The sequence below is a fragment of the Erythrobacter sp. NE805 genome (assembly GCF_046452355.1).
Taxonomy (GTDB): Bacteria; Pseudomonadota; Alphaproteobacteria; order Sphingomonadales; family Sphingomonadaceae; genus Erythrobacter.
Map to the genome: position 1 here is coordinate 318,334 of NZ_JBKFDI010000004.1, position 20,969 is coordinate 339,302.

A 20,969-nucleotide genomic window follows, 5' to 3' on the forward strand; every position below is an offset into this window, starting at 1 on the left:
CGCGGTCAGTCATTGCGGGAAAGCCGCACGCCGTAGAGCTCCATGCGGTGATCGACGAGCCGGTAGCCGAGCCGCTCGGCGATCTGGCGCTGGAGCGCCTCGACCTCGGGATCGACGAATTCGACGACCTTGCCGGTCTCGACGTCGATGAGGTGATCGTGATGCGCCTCGGGCACCGGCTCGTAGCGCGAGCGGCCGTCGCCGAAATCGTGGCGGTCGAGGATCCCCGCCTCCTCGAACAGGCGCACGGTGCGGTAGACCGTGGCGATCGAGATGCGCGGATCGATCGCGGCGGCACGGCTGTGGAGCAGCTCGACATCGGGGTGATCGTCGCTCTCCGACAGCACCCGCGCGATCACCCGGCGCTGTTCGGTGATGCGCAGGCCCTTTTCGGCGCACAATTGTTCGAGATCGATCTTGTGGGTCAAGGAAAGCTCCATCGCCGGGCGCGCCGATCCCTGCCGGACGGCGGTGCCCAAAAGCACAGCAGCCCCATCCCTACAGGGACGGGGCTGCTTGCTCAAGCGGGGCCGGCCGCCCTCTCAACAAGGCGGTGGCGGCCTGCGACGACCGCGCGTCAGGCGGCGGTCTTCTTGGGCCGGCGGGCCTTGGGCGCGGGCGTGCCGGGCTTGCGGCCGAGGCCGATCTTCTTGGCGAGATCGCGGCGCTTTTCGGCATACATCGGCGCGACCATCGGATAGTCGGCCGGCAGGCCCCAGCGCGCGCGGTATTCTTCCGGGCTCATGTTGTAATTGGTGCGAAGATAGCGCTTGAGCATCTTCAGCTTCTTGCCGTCTTCGAGGCACACGATGTATTCGGGCTTGACCGAATTGCGCACCGCGACGGCCGGCTGAGGCTTGGCTTCTTCGACCACCGGCGTCTCGCCAAGATTGGCGAGCGCGGAGTACACGTTGGTGATGAGCGAGGGCAGATCGGCCACCGCCACGTCATTGTTGCTGACATGCGCGGCGACGATGTCGCTGGTCAGCGTGATAAGCGTTTCCTTCATATCGATTTCCAGGTCTTGCATGAGTTCCTCGCGCACGGCGTTCGACTTGCGTCGGTTACTGCGCCATGCCTTGTCCGTGCAATCTTGGCAACCGGGTTGCTTTGCGTATTCTCCGCTTTGCGACGAACCGAATTCTATTCGATTGACCTTGCGAAAGTAATTGCATCGACGCGTTCGCCATTAGCCATGCGGTAATAGTTTTTGCGTTCGCCGATCGGCGCGAATCCGAGCTTGCGGTAGAGCGCGATCGCGGGATTGCCGCGCCGCATTTCAAGGAAGATGCGTGCCGTGCCCCGGGTGCGGGCGGTGGCGAAGAGCCGCTCGATCAGCGCGGTGCCGACCCCGCGCCGCCGCGCCTCGGGCACGACCGCGATGAGCAGCAGCTCCTCCTCGTCGAGGACGTGGCGGGTGAGCACGAAGCCGGCGGGCAGCGCGGGCGAGGCCCCGGCGATCGGCGCGCCCTCGGCATCGACCACCAGCGCGTGGGTGTTGGCGAGCGCCAGCGCCTCGGCGACCTGGCGGCGGTTCCAGGCCTCGCCATAGGCCGGATCGAAGGCGGCCTCCATCACCGCCATGATCCGATCGACGAGCGCCGGGTCGGCGGTGGCGGGGCTCGTCATGCGGTCACGCGCCCGGCCATCGGGGTCGCATCGGGCCCGCGCCCGTAGATCGGGGCGAGCGCGGCGGTGAGCAGGGCAGGCGGCAGCAGCGGCACCGCACCCGCATCGGGCAGGCGCTCGATCACCTCCCGCTCGCCATCCAGCAGAGCGGCGAGTTCGCGCGCCCGGTTGCCGGTGACGCGCCCCTGCGCACCCCGCTCGGCGGCTGCGGCGGGGCTCAGCGAACGCAACTCCCCCATCGGCAGGCCCGCGGCGAAATCCTGCACGAACAACTCGCCGTGCCCGCCGTTCATGCACACGGTGAGCGGCGCGTCAGTCCCCGCCTCCGCAGCGACCAGCGCGAGGGTCGGGTAGCCGAGCACTTCGGCCTCCCAGGCGAAGCCGAGCGCGCGGGCGGTGGCGAGGCCGATCCGCACCCCGGTGAAGCTGCCCGGTCCGAGGCCGACGAGAATGCGCCCGGCACGCCCCTTGTCCGGCAGCGCGCCGATCATCGGCACCAGCGCCTCGGCATGACCGCGCCCCATCACGCGGTGGTCGCGGGCGATCGCCGCCTCGCCCTCGAAAAGGGCGATCGAGCACGCCTCGGAGGCGGTTTCGATGGCGAGCGTCCGCATTGCGCCCGCCGATGCCCCAGTGCGTGCCGGGGCGCAAGCGGGCAAAGTGCGAGGCTCAGACGATGGTGTTGAAGCGCGCGAAATCAGGGCGGGGGCTGCGGCCGAAGATGCTGGCAGGGTCGCCGTAGCCGACCGAGCAGATGAAGTTCACCCGGTGGCGGGGTTCATCGGCGAAGAAGGCGGCGTTGACGGCGGCCGGATCGAAGCCCGACATCGGCCCGCAATCGAGCCCCAGCGCGCGCGCGGCGAGCATCAGGTAGGCCCCTTGCAGCGAGGAGTTCCGGAAGGCGCCTTCCTCGCGGGCCCCCTCGTTGCCCTCGAACCAGCTCTTCGCGTCGGTGTGGGGGAAGAGCCAGGGGAGCTCCTCGTGGAAGTCGATGTCGTAGCCGATCACCGCGGTGACGGGGGCGGTGAGGACCTTGGCCTTGTTGCCCTCCATCACGCAGGCCGCGAGCTTCGCCTTGGCGTCCGGCGACTTGACCCACACGATCCGCGCGGGCTGCATATTGGCCGAGGTCGGCGCCATCTTGACAAGGTCCCAGATCGCGTGGAGCTGCGCGTCGCTGACCGGCCTGTCGAGCCAGCCGTTGTAGCTCCTCGCCTCGGTGAAGAGCTGGGCGAGCGCCTCGGCCGACAGGGCCCGGTCGTGGAACTGGACGGTCATGCCGCGCGCACCTCGGTGACTTCGGGGACGTAGTGCCTGAGCAGCCCCTCGATGCCGTGCTTGAGCGTCGCGGTGCTCGACGGGCAGCCCGAGCACGAGCCCTGGAGCGTGAGGTAGACCACCCCGTCGCGGAAACCGCGATAGGCGATGTCGCCGCCGTCACCCGCGACGGCGGGGCGCACGCGGGTCTCGAGCAGCTCGTTGATCGCGGCGATCACCTCGGCATCCTCGGGACGTTCCTCGACCGCCATCTCCTCCTCGGGCGGGGGGACGGCGATGCCGCTCGCGCTTTGGGCTGCGAAGAGCGGGGCCTCGGAGACGAAGTGGTCGAGCAGGATCGCGATCACCTGCGGCTTGAGCGCGCCCCAGTCGGCGCCGGGGGCGGCAGTGACCGAGACGAAGTCGGCGCCGAAGAAGACGTTCACCACCTCGCCGGTGTCGAAGATCGCCTGCGCGAGCGGGCTCGCCTCGGCGGCTTCGGGGGTGGCGAATTCGCGGCTGCCGCTCGCCATCACCGGCTGGCCGGGGAGGAACTTGAGCGCCGCGGGGTTGGGGGTGGTTTCGGTCTCGATGAACATGGGCCCCATCTAGGCCTCGCAGGGCCGCGCGACAAGGTGCGGGCGTGCAAGGCACGGGAAGCCCAAGCATTCACTATCGCTTCACACTTCGTCGCCCTATAAGCCTCGCCCATGACGTCGTCTTCCCGCGCGGCCCGCGCTCTCGCCCTCCTGCTTGCTCCTCTCGTGGCCTTCCAGCCCCTGCTCGCCGAGCAGGCGCAGCCGAAGCCCGCGCAGTCCCACGGCCCCGTCCACGCGCAGACCGCGCCGACCGCCGCGCCCGCGGTTCCCGCACCGCGCTACGTGCAGTCCGAGGGGCAGGCGTGGCTCTACAAGGGCTCGGACATTCCGCCCGATACGCAGTGGGTGTTCGGCCAGATGCCCAACGGCCTGCGCTACGCGGTGCGCCGCAACGGGGTGCCGCCGCGCCAGATGTCGATCCGGGTGCGCATCGATGCGGGCTCGCTCTACGAGGGCGACAGCGAGCAGGGCTTCGCGCACCTCCTCGAGCACCTGCTGTTCCGCGAGAGCAAGTATCTGGGTCAGGCCGAGGCGATCTCCGCCTGGCAGCGCCTCGGGGCGACCTTCGGCAGCGACGCCAATGCCGAGACGACGCCGACCCACACCGCCTACAAGCTCGACATCCCGAACATCGACCAGGCCAAGCTCTCGGAAAGCTTCAAGCTGCTCTCGGGGATGATCCGCGAGCCGGTGCTGAACGACGCCAACGTCGCTGCCGAGCGGCCGATCGTGCTCGCCGAGAAGCGCGAGCGGGGCGGAGCGGGGCTGCGCATGGCGGACCTCACCCGCCAGACCTTCTTCGCCGGGCAGCGCCTCGCGGTGCGCAACCCGATCGGCACCGACGCGACGCTCAACGGCGCGACCGGCAAGGCGGTGAAGGCCTTCTACGACCGCTGGTACCGGCCCGAGAACACCACGATCGTCGTCGCGGGCGATGCCGATCCGATGCTGCTCGCCGGGCTCGTCGAGCAGTGGTTCGGCGACTGGAAGGGCACCGGCAAGCCGGGCGTCGCGCCCGCTTTCGGCGATCCCGTCGCCCCGGCGGCCGCGAAGGACCCGGCCGGGCCCGCCACCCCGATCGGCGAGCTCGCCATCGGGGTCGAGCCCGACCTGCCGCGCAGCCTCACCTACGCGATCATGCGCCCGTGGCGGCAGGTGACCGACACCATCGTCTACAACGAGGGCCTGCTCACCGACGCGGTCGCCCAGGCGATCATCAACCGCCGGCTCGAAAGCCGTGCGCGCGGCGGCGGCAGCTTCCTCTACGCGCAGGTCCAGCAGGACGACGTCTCGCGCTCGTCGGACGCGACCTTCGTCACCTTCGCGCCGCTCAGCGCCGACTGGCAGGCCGCACTCGCCGACGTGCGCGCGGTGATCGCCGACGCGCTCGTCAACCCGCCGACCCAGGAGGAGATCGACCGCGAGGTCGCGCAGTTCGACGTGGTCTTCGCCAACGACGTCGAGCAGGAGAGCGTCAAGTCGGGCTCGAGCCTCGCCGACAACCTCGTCAACGCCGTCGACATCCGCGAGACCGTCGCCGCGCCCAAGGTGGTGCTGAGCGTGTTCCGTGGCATGAAACCGCGCCTCACGCCCGAGCGGGTGCTGAAGCACACCCAGCAGCTCTTCGAGGGCACGGTGACGCGCGGGGTCTACGTCACGCCGACCAGGGGCGAGGCCGACGTCGCCGCCTTCCGCGCCGGGCTCGCCGCCGAGGCCAAGGTCGACACCACCGCGCGGCTCGCGGCGCAGACCATTTCCTTCGCCGACCTCCCCCCCGTCGGCGCGCCCGGCATGATCGCCGCCGAGCGCCCGCTCGGGGTGCTCGAGATCAAGCAGGTCGACTTCGCCAACGGCGTGAAGGCGCTGCTCTGGGCCAACGATGCCGAGCCGGGCCGCGTCACCGTTCGCGTGCGCTTCGGCGCGGGCTGGCGCGCCTTCGACAAGGACAGCGCGGTCTACGCCGCGCTCGGCCAGCAGGCGCTGGTCGGCTCGGGTCTGGGCGAGCTCGGCCAGAACGAGATCGACCGGCTCGCGACCGGCCGCAAGCTCGGCTTCGACTTCGACATCGACGATGCGGTCTTCACCCTCACCGCGCAGACCCGCGCCGAGGACGTCAACGACCAGCTCTACCTGTTCGCCGCCAAGATCGGGATGCCGCGCTGGGACAAGGACCCGGTGCTGCGCGCCAAGGCCGCCGCCGAGCTCGCCTACAGCACCTATGCGACGAGCCCCGACGGCGTGTTCGGCCGCGACTACGAATATCTCGTCACCGGCAAGGACCCGCGCTTCAAGACCCCCGATCCCGCGATGCTCAAGGCCGCCACGCCCGAAGGCTTCCGACAGGTGTGGGAGCCGCTGCTGAAGCAGGGACCGGTCGAGGTGCTGGTGTTCGGCCAGTACGACGAGGCCAAGGTGATCGAGCAGCTGCGCCTCACCTTCGGCGCGCTCGCGCCGCGCGAGCCGATCCCGGCCGAGGTCGCCGCGCGGGTGCCGGGCTTTGCCGCGCCCTCGGAGAAGCCGACGGTCGTCACCCACCGCGGCGATGCCAACCAGGCCGCGGCGGTCGTCACCTGGCCGAGCGGCGGCGGCACGGCCGCGCTGCGGGAGAGCCGCCAGCTCGAGATCCTCACCCAGCTGTTCAGCAACCGCCTGCTCGACGCGCTGCGCGAGCGCGCCGGGGCGAGCTATTCGCCGCAGGCCTTCTCGACCTGGCCGACCGACATCGCCAGCGGCGGGCGCATCGCCGCGCTCGCCCAGCTCGAGCCCCGCATGGTGCCGGTGTTCTTCGCCGAGGCCGACCGGATCGCCAAGGACCTCGCCACCACCCCGCCGACCGTCGACGAGCTGGCGCGGGTGACCGGGCCGCTGCGCGAGCGGATCAGCCGCGCCTCGACCGGCAACCAGTTCTGGCTCTACAACCTCGAGGGCGCGACGCAGGACCCGCAGCGCACCGCGCTGCTGCGCACCCTGCTCGACGACTATTCGCGCACCACCCCGCAGGCGATGCAGATCCTCGCGCAGCGCTACCTCTCGGCGGCCGAGTTCCGGCTGGCGATCATCCCCGAGGGGCAGACGCTCGCCGAGGCGCCGGTGGGCGGGGCCGCCGGCATCCCCGCGCGGGCGCTGCCGTCGGGCCGGTGATCGGCCCGGCCGCTGACAGTGGCCGGGAAATAATGTTGTGCCGCGCGGCATTGCGCCTTTACAATTCGTGCCGCGGTGCCTAGCCCGCTGCGCCCCCCGCGCGAGTAGCCAGAAAGAGTGAGTGACGTGCCCGAGACCTGGACCCCCGAGAGCTGGAAGACGCACGAAGCGCGCCACCTGCCGCATTACGAGGATGCGGCCGAGCTCGCCGAGGCCGAGAAGACGCTCTCCTCCTACCCCCCGCTGGTCTTTGCGGGCGAGGCGCGGGCGCTGAAGGCCGACCTCGCGCAGGTCGCGAACGGCCACGGCTTCCTGTTGCAGGGCGGCGACTGTGCCGAGAGCTTCGCCGAGTTCCACCCCAACAACATCCGCGACACCTTCCGCGTGCTGCTCCAGATGGCGGTGGTGATGACCTTCGCCAGCAAGCGCCCGGTGGTGAAGGTCGGGCGGATGGCCGGCCAGTTCGCCAAGCCGCGCTCCTCACCGACCGAGACCATCGACGGCGTGACCCTGCCGAGCTACCTCGGCGACAACATCAACGGGATCGAGTTCGACCCCGTCAGCCGCCGCAACGATCCGGCCCGGATGGTGCGCGCCTATTCGCAGGCCGCCGCCACCCTCAACCTGCTGCGCGCCTTCGCGGGCGGGGGCTATGCCAACCTCCGGCAGGTCCACCAGTGGACGCTCGACTTCATGGGCCGCACCCCGTGGACCGAGAAATTCGCCCAGATGGCCGACCGGATCGGCGAGGCGCTCGATTTCATGGAGGCCTGCGGTGTCGATCCCGGCACCGTGCCGCAATTGAAGGGCACGAGCTTCTACACCAGCCACGAGGCGCTGCTGCTCCCCTACGAGCAGGCCATGACCCGGCGCGATTCGCTGACCGGCGACTGGTATGCGACGAGCGCGCATATGCTGTGGATCGGCGACCGCACCCGCTTCCCCGGCTCGGCCCATGTCGAGTTCGCGCGCGGGATCGGCAATCCCCTGGGCATGAAGTGCGGGCCGAGCCTCGAGCCCGACGCGCTGCTGCGCCTGCTCGACGATCTCAATCCGGGCCGCGAGGCGGGGCGCATCACGCTCATCAGCCGCTACGGCCACGACAAGGTCGAGGAGGGGCTTCCCAAGCTCGTGCGCGCGGTGCTGCGCGAGGGGCACCCGGTGGTGTGGTCCTGCGACCCGATGCACGGCAACGTCGTCAAGTCCGACAGCGGCTTCAAGACCCGGCCCTTCGACCGCATCCTTCGCGAGGTGAAGGGCTTCTTCGCGGTCCACCGCGCCGAGGGCTCGCACCCGGGCGGCATCCATATCGAGATGACCGGGCAGGACGTCACCGAATGCGTCGGCGGGGCGGTCGCGATCACCGAGGAGCGCCTCGGCGACCGCTATCACACCCACTGCGACCCGCGCCTCAACGCGGAGCAGTCGCTCGAACTTGCCTTCCTCGTCGCCGAGATGCTCAACGAGGCGGCGGGCGGCGCGCGCGAGGCCGAGGGCCACGCTCACGCGGCCTGAGGCGTCCTCGGCGGGCAAACTTGATGGGTGTGATGATTTTCCGATAGCTTCGCGGCTATCGAGCGTCTTTCCTGTGTAACGGCAGGCGGCGTTCGTGCGAATGGCCGCCGGGGCGCAAGCGGAGGGCGTGGGTGCATCGCAGCGAGCAGATCGATCCCGGGAGCGGCAGCGCGCAAGGCGCGCTCGCCGTGCGGTTCCGGGCAATCCGCGCGCTGACCGAGGCGCTGGTCGGACCGCTCAGCGATGCCGATGCGAGCCTCCAGTCGATGGAGGACGCGAGCCCCGCCAAGTGGCACCTCTCGCACACGACGTGGTTCTGGGAGACCTTCCTGCTGCGTGGGTCTGCGCCGGGCTACCGGCTGCACCGCGCGGACTGGCCGTTCCTGTTCAACTCCTATTACGAGGCCGAGGGCGCGCGCATCTCGCGCGCCGCGCGCGGCCTGCTGTCGCGCCCGACGCTTGCCGAGGTGCTCGAATGGCGTGCCATCGTCACCGCGGCGATGGAGCCGCTGCTCGGCGACCCCGCGCTCGCGGACCTGATCGCGCTCGGCGTCGCGCACGAGGAGCAGCACGCCGAATTGCTGCTCACCGACATCAAGCACGCCTTCTTCCAGAACCCCCTCGGCCCGGCGATGTGGCAGGGCGGGGCGCCGGCGGCGGCCGCGCCTGCGGGTCCGCTCGGCTGGCACGCGCACCCCGGCGGGATCGCCCGCGTCGGGCACCAGTCGGACGGGTTCGCCTTCGACAACGAGGGCCCCGCGCACCGCGTGCTGCTCGAGCCCTTCGCGCTCGCCGACCGGCTGGTGACCAATGCCGAGTGGGACGCCTTCATCGCCGGGGGCGGCTATCGCGACGCGCGCCTGTGGCTCTCCGACGGCTGGGCCTGGGTGCAGCGCGAGGGCGTGACGGCGCCGCTCTACCGGGGCGCGGAGGGCACCCACTTCACCCATCAGGGCTGGCAGGCGCGGGACCCTCACGCGCCGGTGACGCACATCTCCTTCTACGAGGCCGATGCCTTCGCCACCTGGGCGGGCGCGCGCCTGCCGACCGAGTTCGAGTGGGAGGCGATCGCGCGCGGGCAGGACGGCGCCTCGCCGGCCCCTGCGCATGATCCCGCGGCGGGCAACCAGCTCTATTGCGCCGGGCCGGTGCTCCCGGTCGGCTCGCCCGGGCTGTTCGGGGATTGCTGGCAGTTCACCCGCTCGGCCTACCTGCCTTTTCCCGGCTTCCGCCCGGCGGCGGGCGCGGTCGGCGAGTACAACGGCAAGTTCATGAGCGGCCAGGTGGTGCTGCGCGGCGCGAGCTGCGCGACGGTGCGCGGCCATTCGCGGCCCTCCTACCGCAACTTCTTCTACCCCCATCAGCGCTGGCAGTTCACCGGCCTGCGGCTTGCCAAGGATTGTTGAGATGGCCGTGACCCGGAGCCTGAGGCTGGTCGAGCGCGATGCGAGCGGGGTCGACCTCGCCTTCCGCGCAGACGTGCTCGCGGGGCTTGCCGAGCCGCAGAAGGCGATCCCCGCGCGGTGGTTCTACGACGATATCGGCTCGGCGCTGTTCGAGGACATCACACGGCTTCCGGAGTATTACCCCACCCGCGCCGAGACCGAGATCCTGGCCGACCGGCCCGGCGAGATCGCCGCGCTGATCGGCGAGGGGCGGGCGGTGGTCGAGTTCGGTTCCGGCTCCTCGGTCAAGACCCCGCTGCTGCTCTCGGCGATCCGCCCTTCGGCCTATGTCCCGCTCGACATCGCGGGCGATTTCCTGCGGGCCTCGGCCGCCGCGCTCGCCGAGAAGTTCCCAGGGCTCCCGGTCTGGCCCGTCGAGGCCGATTTCATGCGCCGCGTCGAGCTTCCCGCCGAGGTCGCGGACCTTCCCAAGCTCGGCTTCTTTCCGGGCTCGACGATCGGGAACATGATTGCCCGCACCGCCACCGACCTCCTGCGCTCGATGCGCGCGACGCTCGGCGAGGGGGCGCTGCTCCTGATCGGGATGGACCTCGTCAAGGAAGAGGATGTGTTGCTGGCGGCCTATGACGATGAGCAAGGCGTGACCGCGCGCTTCAACCTCAACCTTGCCGAGCGGGTCAACCGCGAGCTCGGCGGCGACATCCCGGTCGACAAGCTGCGCCACGAGGCGCGCTGGAACGACACCTTCGCGCGCATCGAGATGCACCTCGTCGCCGCCGAGGACTTCGCCTTCACCGTCAGCGGCAGGTCCTTCGCGATGCGCGCAGGCGAGAGCATCCACACCGAGAACAGCCACAAGTTCACCAAGCGCTCGGCCCAGCTCCTCCTCGCCGCCGGCGGGTGGGAGCCGCGCGCGCGCTGGACCGACTTGGGCCGACAGTTCTCGCTGGTGCTTGCCGAGGCCGCGCGCCCGCGTTCGGCGCCTTGAAACCATCGCTCCACCTGCGCATTGGCGCGGGATGGACCGACAAGCAGACATTCTCATCATCGGCGGCGGCATGGCGGGCCTCTCGGCCGCGCGCGCTCTCGCACCGACGGGCAGGCGGATCATCGTGCTCGACAAAGGCCGCGGCCCCGGCGGGCGGATGGCGACGCGGCGCGTGGAGGCGGGCGGCGGGACGCTGCGCTTCGACCACGGCGCGCAATATTTCACCGCGCGCGATCCCGCCTTCCGCGAGGCCGTCGCCGCCTGGGAGCAGGCCGGCGTCGTCGCGCGCTGGCCTGCGGCGGGCGAGGAGGCGTGGGTCGGCACCCCGGGCATGAACGCCTGCGTGAAGGCGATGGCCGAGGGTCTCGACGTGCGCTGGGGCCTGCGCGCCGAGCGGATGCGCCGCGACCGCGCGCTCTGGCAGGTCGAGGCGGGGGAGGCGAGCTTCACCGCCGCGACCGTGCTCGTCGCCGTCCCGGCCGAGCAGGCGGCGGTGCTGCTCGCGGAGGCCGCGCCCGCCTTCGCGGCGCTCGCGGCGGGGGTCGCCTCGGCGCCGTGCTGGGCGGTGATGGCTGGCTTCGCCGCGCCCCTGCCGCTCCCGGACACCCTCCGCTCCGAGGCCGGACCGATCGCCTGGGCGGCGCGCAACTCGGCCAAGCCCGGGCGCGCGGGCGGCGAGGCCTGGGTGATTCATGCCTCGCCGCAGCGCAGCCGCGAACTGGTCGAGGCGCCGAGGGAGGAGGTCGCCGCCACGCTTCTCGCCGACTTCTTCGCCGCCGCGGGTATCGCCCCCGCCACACCGATCCACTTCGACGCGCACCGCTGGCTCTATGCCCTGCCCGAGGCCCGCGAGGGTGAGGGCCCCCTCCACGACCCCGACATCAACATCGGAGTCGCCGGCGACTGGCTGCACAGCCCGCGGGTCGAGGGCGCGTGGCTCTCGGGCCGCGCGCTCGCGCAGGCGGTGATCGCCGCCGGCGCCTAGGCCGCGCGCACGTCCTCGATGGCGGCGACGATGCGGTCCATGTCGGCCGCGAGCTTCGCCGTCATCGCGGCGTCGTCCATACGGTCGAAGGCGGTGACCTGCGGCATCGAAAGGCCGACCCGGATCGTCGCGCCCCAGCGCCCGTCGGGGAGCTTCACGCACTTCACCGGCTGGCCGAGCCGCACGTCGCGCTCCACCAGCGCCTTGTGCAGCGCCACGGCGTCGTCGAAGTCGGGCGCACCCGGGAGGCCGCGCAGGTCGATGGTCGAGAGCGTGCGCATCTCGACCGGGTGCGCATCGCCCTCGGCGAGCGCGCCGGGCTCGTAGGGCGCAAGGCGGCGGCCACCGAGCCGCTCGACGAAAGCGCTGCGCACCGCGGCGTGGAAGGCCAGCACCACGCGCTCGACCCGCGCGATGGGGATCGCCTGGAAGTGCTCGAGCTCGAAGATGCTCGCCTCGAGCCGCATCAGCAGGCCGAGGTTCGCCTCCTCGTCGAGCTGGCCGACGCCCGGCCAGTCGGCGGGCCACTCGGCGCGGCGGAACACCTGGGCGAGCCCGCGCGGCAGCTCGGCGGCGGCGTCGATCAGCGCCTGCGGCACCAGCGCGAAGCCGCTGAACGGCGGGCCGCCCATGAACTTGGAGCCGGTCAGCATGACGATGCAGCCGCGCGCGAGGTAGGCATGGATCGCCTGCGAGGTGATCCGCGCCTGGCAGGCATCGACGATGAAGCTCACCGCCGCGCCATGGCGCTCGCGCAGACCGTCGATGTGCTCGAAATGCGGCACCACGAGCCCGGTCTTGCTGCCGTGGAGCACGTGGACGAGCGTGTGCTTGCCCTCGGCGTGCGCCTCGGCGACGGCGCGGTCGATCGCGTCGGCCATCTCGGCGGCGCTGACCGCGCGGCCCGCGTCGTCGCGCACGGGGATGTTGTAGAGCTCGACGCGCGCGGGCAGGTCGCCCCCAATCGGTTCGCCCTTGGCGACCGGCACGCCGCGCGCGGTCAGCCCTGCGAAGAACTGCCCGCTCGCCGAGTAGACGCAGCCCGAGCCGACCTCGTCCGCGCCCAGAAGCACGTTGCGGATGCCGATGCTGCTGCGCCCCTTGGCGTGGGCGAGGCCGAGATATTCGAGGTCCGTGCCCGAGGCGGCGAAGACGACGCTCGCCGGAGTGGTCACGCCATAGGCCGCGAGGATGCGCCCGCGCAGGCCCTCGAGCGCCGCAGCATAGCCCTCGGGCGAGAGCGCGCCATCGGGTGCTAACGCGGCGAGGCGCTCCAGCCCGTGCGCATAGGCATCGGCCGAGACGTCGTTCGCGGTCGAGGAGGCATAGGCGACCGTCGCCACCGGCCAGGGCGAGCTCATGTACTGGTTGCGGCGGGTCGCCGGGTCGATGACGATCCGGGCGTCGCCGCCGGTGCTGAAAAGTTCGCCGAGGCGCGCGTCGGACTTGCGGGTTTCGCTCATGCGCGCGCCCTTAGCCCATGTCAGCGACCAAATGGTAGCGGTTGATTTTCGGCACCGTTGATCCCAATAGGCCCGCCTCTCCCCAAAGGACGCGAGACGCCCGTGACGCAGACCATCCGCCCGACCCGTATCCCCGAGGACGCCAAGCAGCGCCTCACCATCCTGTTCATCGCCAAGCACGCGCTGGGCGACGGGTCGCTGCATCCCGAAGACGGCAACCATGCGATCTACCACCACGAGGTGCGCACGATCCTCGAAGGGCTGGGCATCGGCCTCAAGGTCGCCAACAGCTACAACGCGCTGTTCGAGAAGCCCGAGGGCGTCGATTTCGTCTTCCCGCTGCTCAATCGCGGGGGCTTCCTCAATTCCGAGATGATGCTGCCGCTGCTCTGCACCCGGCTCGGGCTGCCCTATATCGGCGCGACCCCGATCCTGCGCGGCCTCTCGGACGACAAGCACCTCTCCAAGCTCGAATGCCACGCGCGCGGCGTGCCGACCGCGCCCTGGGCGATCTTCCGCCGCGGCGCGCCGGTGGACGTGAGCATCGTCCCCCCCGCCGAGCGCTGGGTGATCAAGCCCAACGCTTCCTCGGCAAGCTGGGGCGTGCAGGATGCGACCGATGCCGCGAGCCTCGAGACCGCGATCGCCTCGGTCCATGCCGACGGGCATGACGCGATCGTCGAACCCTTCCTCGTCGGCAGCGATGTCGAGGTGCCGGTGATCACCGTGAACGGCCGCCCGACGATCATGCCGATGATGCAGTTCCTCCAACAGGACCCGGCGCACCTTCGCACCTATTACGAGAAGCGCGACCTCGTCGACCGCTCGAACAAGTACAGCCTCGTCCATTACGACCGGCCCGAGATGGTCGCGCGGATCACCGAGATGACCGAGAAGCTGATGGGGATCTTCGACCCCTTCGACTACGGGCGCTTCGAATTCCGGGTCGACGATGAAAGCGGGCGGATCGATTTCCTCGAGGTCAACCTCAACTGCAACCTGTGGTCGGAAAAGGTCTTCGGCCGCTCGGCGATCCTCGCCGGGATGACGCAGGAAGACCTGATCGAGACGATCGTCGCCGAAAGCATGCTGCGGCAGGGTCTGTTCGCGCAATGACGGCGGGCAGGAAGGCGACCGCGCTCGTGCTGGCGGGTCGCCGCGACGGGAGCATCGATCCGCTCGCGGCGGCGCATGGCGTTGCCGACAAGTGCCTCGTCCCGGTGCTGGGCACGCCCTGCATAGAGCATGTGCTTCAGGCGCTGGTGGCGGCGCCGGAGGTCGGGAACGTCGTCATCTCGATCAACGATCCGGCGATCCTTCAGGGCCTGCCCACCGCCGACCGGCTGGTCGCCGAGGGGCGTCTGACCGCCTTGAAGGCCGAGCACAACCTCGCCGAAAGCGTGCTCGCCGCCGCCGCGCAGGCGCAGTTTCCGATCCTCATCACCACCGCCGACAACGTGCTGATGACGCCGGACAGCATCGCGCTGATGGTCGCAGGCGCGGGCGATGCCGACGCCGCGGCCGCCTTTGCGCGCAAGGCCGACATCCTCGCCGCGCACCCGGAAGGCCAGCGGCGGTTCTACGAATTCGCCGACGATGGCTATTCCAACTGCAACACCTACTGGATCGCCGCGCCGCAGGTGCTGCGCGTGGTCGAGATTTTCCGCGAGGGCGGGCAGTTCGCCAAGAACCCGCGCAGGGTCATCAACGCCTTCGGGCTCGTCAACACGCTGATGTTCCGCCAGGGCTGGCTGAGCCTTGCGGGGGCCTTCCAGCGCATCTCGAAGCGCATGAAGGTGCGCCTGGTCCCCGTGGTGCTCGCCGACGGCAGCTACGCGATCGATGTCGACAACGAGCGCACCCACGCCTGCGCGACCGAGATCATGGCCCGCCGCCGCGCCGCGGCCTGAAGCCTCACGCCGCCATCGGGGCGGGGCAGTAGCGCTTCAGGTAATCGCCGTGTCCCGGCATCCGCTCGACGAGGAAACGGATCGACTTCTCCATCTCGTCGACCTCGCTGCGGGTCTGGACCGGGTCGAGCGCGTCGGCCATCGCGTTGCGGCCGCCCATGCGGATCCGCTGGCCCATCATCACCGCCGCCCAGCTGGTCTCGGTGAAGAGCTCGTCCTCCTCGCGGAAGATTTGGCCGTTGGCCTTGAAGATCTCGACCTTCTCGGTGAGCGTTTCGGGCACCGCCATGGTGCGCAAGTGGTTCCAGAAGTCCGAATCCGTCCGCTCGGTGGCGTTGTAATGCAGGATCAGGAAGTCGCGGATCCGGGCATATTCGCGGCCCGTCAGGCGGTTGAAGGTGTCCTCCTGCACCTGCGTGATCCCGTCCAGCGACAGCAGCGAGATCAGCTTGTCGATGCCGGTGTTGATGAGGTGGATCGAGGTCGATTCGAGCGGCTCCATGAACCCCGCAGCCAGCCCCAGCGCGACGACGTTGCGGTTCCAGAACTTCTTGCGCCTGCCGGTCGTGAAGCGCAGCCAGTTGGGCTCGGCCTGCGGCTTTCCGGCGATATTGCCGAGGAGGATGTCGAGCGCCGCCTGGTCCTCCATGAACTCCGAACAATAGACATGGCCGTTGCCGTTCCGGTGCTGGAGCGGCACTTGCCACTGCCAGCCGGCCGAGTGGGCGGTAGCGCGGGTGAAGGGCGGGGGCGGGCTGCCGTCCTCGCGCAGGCAGGGCAGGGCGACCGCACGGTTGCAGGGCAGATAGTGGCTCCAATCGTCATAGCCGGTCTTCAGCGCCTGCTCGATGAGAAGGCCGCGGAAGCCCGAGCAATCGATGAACAGGTCGCCGTCGAACCGGCGGCCATCGTCCAGCGTCACCGCGGTGACGAAGCCCGTCTCCGGGTGGAGCGCGACATCGGCGACCTTGCCCTCGTGGCGCACCACGCCGCGGCCTTCGGCCAGCTTGCGCAGGAAGGCGGCATAGCGCCCCGCGTCGAGGTGATAGGCATAGTTGACCGGCGGCAGGTCGTCGCGCTGGTAGTCCTCGGTGCGCGCGAACTTGCCGAAATAGGCGGCCATCGTCTCGAGATTGAAGACCTGGATCGGGCGCCGGTCGCCCGTTTCCGCCATGCGGTGCCAAACGTGGTGGAAGCTGATCCCGCCCATGCTGTAGCCATAGGCGCCGAAGGGATGGATGTAGCTGTCGCCGAGCTGGCCCCAGTTCTCGAACTGGATGCCGAGCTTGAAGGTGCCGCCGACAGCGCTGAGCATTTCGCGTTCGTCGATGCCGAGCAGCCGGTTGAAGCCGACGAAGGGGGGAATCGTCGCCTCGCCCACCCCGACGGTCCCGATCGCCTCGGACTCGATGAGAAGGATATCCACAGCCCGCCCCGCCTTGAGCCGCGACAGCGCCGCCGCCGCCATCCATCCGGCCGTTCCGCCCCCGACGATGATAATCCGCTCTATTGCCACGATTTCCTCGCATCCCCTGGACCGGTTCCGGCCCTCGCGAAAGGCACCGCACCCGCCTCCGCGATGTGTTGCCAGAATGCAATATGAACGCAGGATTACAAGTCTTGAGAACGCTCTCAAGATGCGTTACCACAAGCCGGACCGCAGCTTCCGGCAAGAAACCGTCGCGCGGCATGGGGAGAGTTGAACGATCATGAGAACCGCAACCGTTGCGCCGCGCCGGCGTCTGCTCGCACTTGGTACCGCCTCGATGCTCGCCATCGTCGCCGCCAGCCCGGCGCTGGCGCAGGACGCTGCGGCCGAGGACCAGGACAAGGACGCCGCCGACGCCGCTGCCGAGCCGGTCAGCGAGGAGCAGATCATCGTCACCGGCTACCGCGCCTCGCTGCAATCGGCGCAGAACATCAAGCGCGATGCCGACACCTTCGTCGACGTCATCACCGCCGAGGACATCGGCGCGCTCCCCGACCGCTCGGTCGCCGAGGCGCTCCAGCGTGTGCCCGGGGTCAACATCGGCCGCTTCGAGAAGCCCTCCGACCCCGACCGCTTCTCGGTCGAGGGGACCGGCGTCATCATCCGCGGCCTCAACTTCGTGCGCTCCGAGCTCAATGGCCGCGACATCTTCTCGGCGAACGGCGGAACCGTTCTCAATTTCAACGAGGTCTCGCCCGAACTGCTCGGCCGGGTCGAGGTGTTCAAGAACCTCACCGCCGACATGGTCGAAGGCGGGATCGCCGGGACCGTCAACCTCGTCACCCGCAAGCCGCTCGACCGGCCGGGTACCCACATCGCGGGCACGATCGAGGCCAATGTCGGCGACCTTGCCGAGGAATGGTCGCCCGGCGGCTCGGTGCTCGCCTCGACCACCTGGGAGACCGACGCGGGCACGCTCGGCTTCCAGCTCGGCTATGCGCGCTCGGAGCTCATCAGCCGCACCGACGCCTCGCAGGTCGCCGACCCCTGCTACCGCGCCGCGAACCTCCAGGGCTCGTGCCTGCGCGTGCGCCCGGTCGGCAGCGGCGGGTTCAGCGGCGGCCCGGTGTTCGGCCCCGACAACTTCCCGCCCGCGGGCGCCGTGGTCGTCCCCAAGGGCGCGGGCGTGCGCACCACCGATCTCGAGCGCGACCGCGAGGCCATCTCGGCGGTGATGCAGTACGAGAGCCCCAACCGCGACCTGCTCGTCACCTTCGAGTGGCTGCGCGCCGATACGAGCTTCTTCACCAAGGAGAACGCCGCGGTTGCGCTGGTCAACGACGATGCGCTGTTCCCGGTCCCCGCGGCGGGCAGCACCTGGGAATTCGACAGCAACGGCTTCTTCCAGCGGGGCATCCTCAGCCAGCGCATCGGGGATGCCTATGCCAACCCCCTCGGCCGCGGCGGCATCCCGCTCGAGCTGCTGCGCTTCGAGCGCAACACGCTCGCCTCGACCGAGGACTACTCGCTCGACGTCGACTGGGCCATCACCGACCGTCTGCGCGTCAATTTCGAGGCGCAGCGGATCCAGTCCGACCTGCGACAGGATTCGGTGATCGGCACGATGTCGACCTGGGCGAACATCGACCTCGACGTCAGCGGCAAGGTGCCCAAGGTGCAGTTCCTCGCGCCTCCGGGGGCGCCGGCGGACTACTTCACCTCCGGCCGCAACACCTATTACTGGTTCCTGCTCGATTCGATCGCGCGCAACGACGGCGATCTCGACACGCTGCGCTTCGATGCCGAATACGACATCAGCGACGAGGGCTTCTTCAAGCAGGTCAAGTTCGGCGCGCGCTGGTCGGAGCGCGGGCAGACCACGCGCGACACCAATTTCAGCACCTGGGGCAACCTCTCGGCACCCTGGGCGGGCCGCGCGGGCTGCGCGCCATGGGGACAGGGTGACGGGTGCAGCGCCACGGCGCCGGGCGTGCTGGTTTACCCGGATTTCGATCCGAACCGCCGCTTCCCGGATCAGCGCACCAACGGCTTCGTGCCGGGCCGCTATTTCACGGGCCTGCCCGGCCAGGAATTCGCGATCGCGGGCGGTGCCTTCGTCGACGACTTCCCGAACTACGCCAACCTGCGCGCCCCTTTCGACAACGGCTTCCAGCGCGGCAATGCCCCCGCGCCGCTGCCGGGGGGCGCGCATTTCTTCGGCGCCGACAGCTTCCTCAAGGAATACCTTTCGGGCGCCTCGGCCCGCCAGGCGCGCGAGATCAACACCTTCTCGCAGACCCCGAACCCGTTCTTCGGGGTGCAGAACCGCAGCTTCACCAACGCCCTGACGCGGCAGACGACCCAGTGCACGCCCTTCTGCGAGAACGAGATCAGTGACGTCTCGGAAGAAACCAAGGCCGCCTATGCGCGCCTCGACTACGGCACGGACTTTGCCAACGGCTGGAAGGTCACCGGCAATATCGGCCTGCGCTATGTCCAGACCGAGGTCGTCGCGGCGGGCCTGATCGGCTTCCCCAACCCGTTCTTCTTCGACAACGTGCAGTCGGGCGGCAACGGCGACGGCGTTGCCCAGCTCTCCGAGGTGAATGCCGCCTGTGCCCGTGCCGCGCAGCAGCCGCCGGATCAGCTGCCGGCCTATTGCCGTCTCTCGCAGGCCCGCCGTGCCGAGTTCGCCGCCGCGCACACCGGGGAAGTCGTGCTCGACGACCGCGCGGTGACCTTCGACAACTGGCTGCCGAGCTTCAACGCGCTGCTCGACACCGGCAACGGCCTGCTGTTCCGCGCCGCGGTTTCCAAGGGCATCTCGCGCCCTGACCTTGCCGCCTTCCGCTCGGGCGGGGGGATCGGCGACAACACCGGGGACCTTCGCTCGCAAGGGACCCTCGAGACGGGGCCGCTGTTCCAGATCTTCACCGGCAACCGCAACCTGCGCCCCATCGAGAGCTGGAACTACGACCTCTCGGTCGAGTGGTACTTCGACCGGGTCGGCTCGCTGACGGTCTCGGCCTTCGCCAAGGACATCAAGGGGATCGTCAACAACGGGGTCGACCTCGTCAACTTCGTGTCCCCGAGCGGGCTCGACCTCGAGGTCGAGGTGAACGGCCCCGACAACCGCCAGAACGGCGTGATGAAGGGGGTCGAGCTTGCCTACCAGCAGACCTACGACTTCCTGCCGGGGTTCCTCAGCGGGCTCGGCACGCAGCTCACCTACACCTATGTCGACGGAAGCGACTTCCGGAACACCAACCTCGCGAACAACCAGGGGGACTTCGCCGCCTTCCAGCCGCTCGCGGGGATTTCCAAGCACACCGTCAACGCGGTGCTGTTCTTCGAGAAGGACTGGCTCTCGGCGCGCGCCGCCTACAACTGGCGCTCGGCCTTCCTCATCACCCCGCGCGACGACATCTTCCCCTTCTCGCCGATCTGGGGCGAGGAGACCGGGCAGCTCGACGCCTCGATCTTCGTCACCGTCACCGACGGGGTGAAGCTCGGGGTGCAGGGGGTGAACCTGCTCGACGAGGTGTTTCGCACCAGCCAGGTGATCGACTTCGACGGCACGCGGGTGCAAAGGTCGGCGTTCCGCAACGACCGGCGCTTCACCTTCCTCGCGCGCTTCGACTTCTGACGGGAAAGACCGCGACATGACCAGGGCAGGGCTGCTGAAGGCGAGCGCGCTGACGGCGGCCCTGCTGCTTTCGGGCGCAGCCTCGCCCGGGGACCGGCCGCTCGCCCCGCTCGAGGGCGCGGGCTGGGAGCTGGTCTGGGCCGACGAGTTCGAGGGCACCGCGCTCGACCGCTCCAAGTGGACCCCGGAAGTCTCGTGCTGGGGCGGGGGCAATGACGAGCGCCAGTGCTACACCGACCGGCCCGAGAACATCGCGGTCGAAGGCGGGATGCTGCTCCTCAAGGCACGGAAGGAGCGCCACGCCGGCCCCGCCCGCCCGCCCGAGATCGCGGAATACGACAACCCCACCGTGATCCAGTCGCACACCTCGGGCAAGGTGCGCACCATCGGCCTCCACGCCTGGCGCTATGGCCGGATCGAGGCGCGCGCGAAGGTGCCGGCGGGGCAGGGGACCTGGCCCGCGATCTGGATGATGCCCGACGCGCCCGCCTACGGCGCCTGGCCGCGCTCGGGCGAGATCGACATCCTCGAGGCGGTCAACATCGGCGCGCCCTGCAAGACCTGCGCGGGCGGCGCCGAGAACCGCACGATCAGCGCGCTGCACTTCGGCAACGTCCCGCCCGCCAACCGCTTCGTCGATCACCGCAACACCCTGCCCGGCGGCGCGCTCCCCTCGGAGGACTTCCACGTCTATGCGGTCGAATGGGGCGAGGGGCTGATCCGCTTCCTCGTCGATGACCGCGTGCACCTCACCGTCACCGCCGATGAGTGGAGCACCGCCGCCCCGCAGGCCAAGGGTCGGTCCGCCGCGCCCTTCGACCAGCCCTTCTACCTGATGGCGAACCTTGCCGTGGGCGGGCGATTGTCGGAAGAAAACAACGCCAAGGGGGTTGCCGCGAGCAGCTTTCCCGCGCAATTCGCAATCGATTGGATAAGGGTCTACCGCTGCGCCGGCGATCCCGCGACGGGAAGCGCCTGCATCCGGTAGCGGACGGGGACGC

Annotated in this window: 17 protein-coding genes; 9 read left to right on the plus strand and 8 right to left on the minus strand. The window is 69.8% G+C overall.

The features are described 5' to 3' along the window. Positions 1-5: 5 nt before the first annotated feature. The 6 genes from ACLBKU_RS15635 to ACLBKU_RS15660 form a co-directional block, all read right to left on the minus strand. Positions 6-428, minus strand: coding sequence for a Fur family transcriptional regulator (locus tag ACLBKU_RS15635; protein ID WP_285712989.1), 423 nt, complete (start codon positions 426-428; stop codon positions 6-8). Positions 429-577: 149 nt separating this feature from the next. Further along, positions 578-1,030, minus strand: coding sequence for a MucR family transcriptional regulator (locus tag ACLBKU_RS15640; RefSeq protein ID WP_410180564.1), 453 nt, complete (start codon positions 1,028-1,030; stop codon positions 578-580). A 113-nt stretch (positions 1,031-1,143) separates the two neighbouring features. Beyond that, positions 1,144-1,629, minus strand: coding sequence for a GNAT family N-acetyltransferase (locus tag ACLBKU_RS15645; RefSeq protein WP_410180486.1), 486 nt, complete (start codon positions 1,627-1,629; stop codon positions 1,144-1,146). Then, positions 1,626-2,243 (minus strand): tRNA (adenosine(37)-N6)-threonylcarbamoyltransferase complex dimerization subunit type 1 TsaB, encoded by a 618-nt coding sequence (tsaB, locus tag ACLBKU_RS15650; RefSeq protein WP_410180487.1) that lies wholly within the window; start codon positions 2,241-2,243, stop codon positions 1,626-1,628. Before tsaB ends, ACLBKU_RS15645 begins: the two co-directional genes overlap by 4 nt. 55 nt (positions 2,244-2,298) lie before the next feature. Then, positions 2,299-2,907 (minus strand): malonic semialdehyde reductase, encoded by a 609-nt coding sequence (locus tag ACLBKU_RS15655; protein ID WP_410180488.1) that lies wholly within the window; start codon positions 2,905-2,907, stop codon positions 2,299-2,301. Beyond that, on the minus strand, positions 2,904-3,485 hold the full coding sequence (locus ACLBKU_RS15660; protein ID WP_410180489.1) for a NifU family protein: 582 nt from the start codon (positions 3,483-3,485) through the stop codon (positions 2,904-2,906). The genes ACLBKU_RS15655 and ACLBKU_RS15660 overlap by 4 nt, the downstream gene beginning before the upstream one ends. 111 nt (positions 3,486-3,596) lie before the next feature. On the opposite strand from ACLBKU_RS15660, the gene ACLBKU_RS15665 reads away from it, so the two are divergent. From ACLBKU_RS15665 to ACLBKU_RS15685, 5 genes are all read left to right on the plus strand, one after another. Further along, positions 3,597-6,626, plus strand: a complete 3,030-nt coding sequence (locus tag ACLBKU_RS15665; protein WP_410180490.1) for a M16 family metallopeptidase — start codon at positions 3,597-3,599, stop codon at positions 6,624-6,626. Positions 6,627-6,752: 126 nt separating this feature from the next. Beyond that, entirely contained in the window at positions 6,753-8,141 is a 1,389-nt protein-coding gene (locus tag ACLBKU_RS15670; protein ID WP_410180491.1) for a class II 3-deoxy-7-phosphoheptulonate synthase, read from the plus strand. Between the two features lie 131 nt (positions 8,142-8,272). Further along, on the plus strand, positions 8,273-9,547 hold the full coding sequence (gene egtB / locus ACLBKU_RS15675) for an ergothioneine biosynthesis protein EgtB (protein WP_410180492.1): 1,275 nt from the start codon (positions 8,273-8,275) through the stop codon (positions 9,545-9,547). A 1-nt stretch (position 9,548) separates the two neighbouring features. After that, positions 9,549-10,535 carry an L-histidine N(alpha)-methyltransferase gene (egtD, locus tag ACLBKU_RS15680; RefSeq protein WP_410180493.1) on the plus strand — a complete coding sequence of 329 codons (987 nt, stop codon included), beginning with the start codon at positions 9,549-9,551 and terminating at the stop codon, positions 10,533-10,535. 31 nt (positions 10,536-10,566) lie between these two features. Further along, the gene (locus tag ACLBKU_RS15685; RefSeq protein WP_410180494.1) at positions 10,567-11,520 is read left to right on the plus strand and encodes an NAD(P)/FAD-dependent oxidoreductase; all 954 of its coding nucleotides are present in this window, start codon (positions 10,567-10,569) and stop codon (positions 11,518-11,520) included. Here ACLBKU_RS15685 and ACLBKU_RS15690 read toward each other — a convergent pair. After that, complete coding sequence (locus ACLBKU_RS15690) at positions 11,517-12,983, minus strand: hypothetical protein (RefSeq protein WP_410180495.1); 1,467 nt, start codon at positions 12,981-12,983, stop codon at positions 11,517-11,519. The two genes, ACLBKU_RS15685 and ACLBKU_RS15690, sit on opposite strands and share 4 nt — an antisense overlap. Positions 12,984-13,085: 102 nt before the next feature. Between ACLBKU_RS15690 and ACLBKU_RS15695 the strand changes: the two genes are divergently transcribed. Together ACLBKU_RS15695 and ACLBKU_RS15700 are read left to right on the plus strand one after the other, a co-directional pair. After that, positions 13,086-14,099, plus strand: coding sequence for a phosphoribosylglycinamide synthetase (locus tag ACLBKU_RS15695; RefSeq protein ID WP_410180496.1), 1,014 nt, complete (start codon positions 13,086-13,088; stop codon positions 14,097-14,099). Next, positions 14,096-14,893 carry an NTP transferase domain-containing protein gene (locus tag ACLBKU_RS15700; protein WP_410180497.1) on the plus strand — a complete coding sequence of 266 codons (798 nt, stop codon included), beginning with the start codon at positions 14,096-14,098 and terminating at the stop codon, positions 14,891-14,893. Before ACLBKU_RS15695 ends, ACLBKU_RS15700 begins: the two co-directional genes overlap by 4 nt. A 4-nt stretch (positions 14,894-14,897) precedes the next feature. Here the strand turns inward: ACLBKU_RS15700 and ACLBKU_RS15705 are convergent, their stop codons facing one another. After that, the gene (locus tag ACLBKU_RS15705) at positions 14,898-16,409 is read right to left on the minus strand and encodes a tryptophan halogenase family protein (RefSeq protein ID WP_410180498.1); all 1,512 of its coding nucleotides are present in this window, start codon (positions 16,407-16,409) and stop codon (positions 14,898-14,900) included. Between the two features lie 193 nt (positions 16,410-16,602). Here ACLBKU_RS15705 and ACLBKU_RS15710 point away from each other — a divergent pair, with 193 nt between their 5' ends. Continuing rightward, on the plus strand, positions 16,603-19,968 hold the full coding sequence (locus ACLBKU_RS15710; protein ID WP_410180499.1) for a TonB-dependent receptor domain-containing protein: 3,366 nt from the start codon (positions 16,603-16,605) through the stop codon (positions 19,966-19,968). 16 nt (positions 19,969-19,984) lie between these two features. Further along, positions 19,985-20,956, plus strand: a complete 972-nt coding sequence (locus ACLBKU_RS15715; protein WP_410180500.1) for a family 16 glycosylhydrolase — start codon at positions 19,985-19,987, stop codon at positions 20,954-20,956. The last annotated feature ends 13 nt before the right edge of the window (positions 20,957-20,969 follow it).

Coding starts and splice junctions, on each gene's coding strand:
- ACLBKU_RS15640 (WP_410180564.1), bottom strand. CDS start 1,030: ATGCAAGACCTGGAAATCGATATGAAGGAAACGCTTATCACGCTGACC.
- ACLBKU_RS15665 (WP_410180490.1), top strand. CDS start 3,597: ATGACGTCGTCTTCCCGCGCGGCCCGCGCTCTCGCCCTCCTGCTTGCT.
- egtD (WP_410180493.1), top strand. CDS start 9,549: ATGGCCGTGACCCGGAGCCTGAGGCTGGTCGAGCGCGATGCGAGCGGG.
- ACLBKU_RS15645 (WP_410180486.1), bottom strand. CDS start 1,629: ATGACGAGCCCCGCCACCGCCGACCCGGCGCTCGTCGATCGGATCATG.
- ACLBKU_RS15685 (WP_410180494.1), top strand. CDS start 10,567: ATGGACCGACAAGCAGACATTCTCATCATCGGCGGCGGCATGGCGGGC.
- ACLBKU_RS15700 (WP_410180497.1), top strand. CDS start 14,096: ATGACGGCGGGCAGGAAGGCGACCGCGCTCGTGCTGGCGGGTCGCCGC.
- tsaB (WP_410180487.1), bottom strand. CDS start 2,243: ATGCGGACGCTCGCCATCGAAACCGCCTCCGAGGCGTGCTCGATCGCC.
- ACLBKU_RS15690 (WP_410180495.1), bottom strand. CDS start 12,983: ATGAGCGAAACCCGCAAGTCCGACGCGCGCCTCGGCGAACTTTTCAGC.
- ACLBKU_RS15655 (WP_410180488.1), bottom strand. CDS start 2,907: ATGACCGTCCAGTTCCACGACCGGGCCCTGTCGGCCGAGGCGCTCGCC.
- ACLBKU_RS15715 (WP_410180500.1), top strand. CDS start 19,985: ATGACCAGGGCAGGGCTGCTGAAGGCGAGCGCGCTGACGGCGGCCCTG.
- ACLBKU_RS15660 (WP_410180489.1), bottom strand. CDS start 3,485: ATGTTCATCGAGACCGAAACCACCCCCAACCCCGCGGCGCTCAAGTTC.
- ACLBKU_RS15710 (WP_410180499.1), top strand. CDS start 16,603: ATGAGAACCGCAACCGTTGCGCCGCGCCGGCGTCTGCTCGCACTTGGT.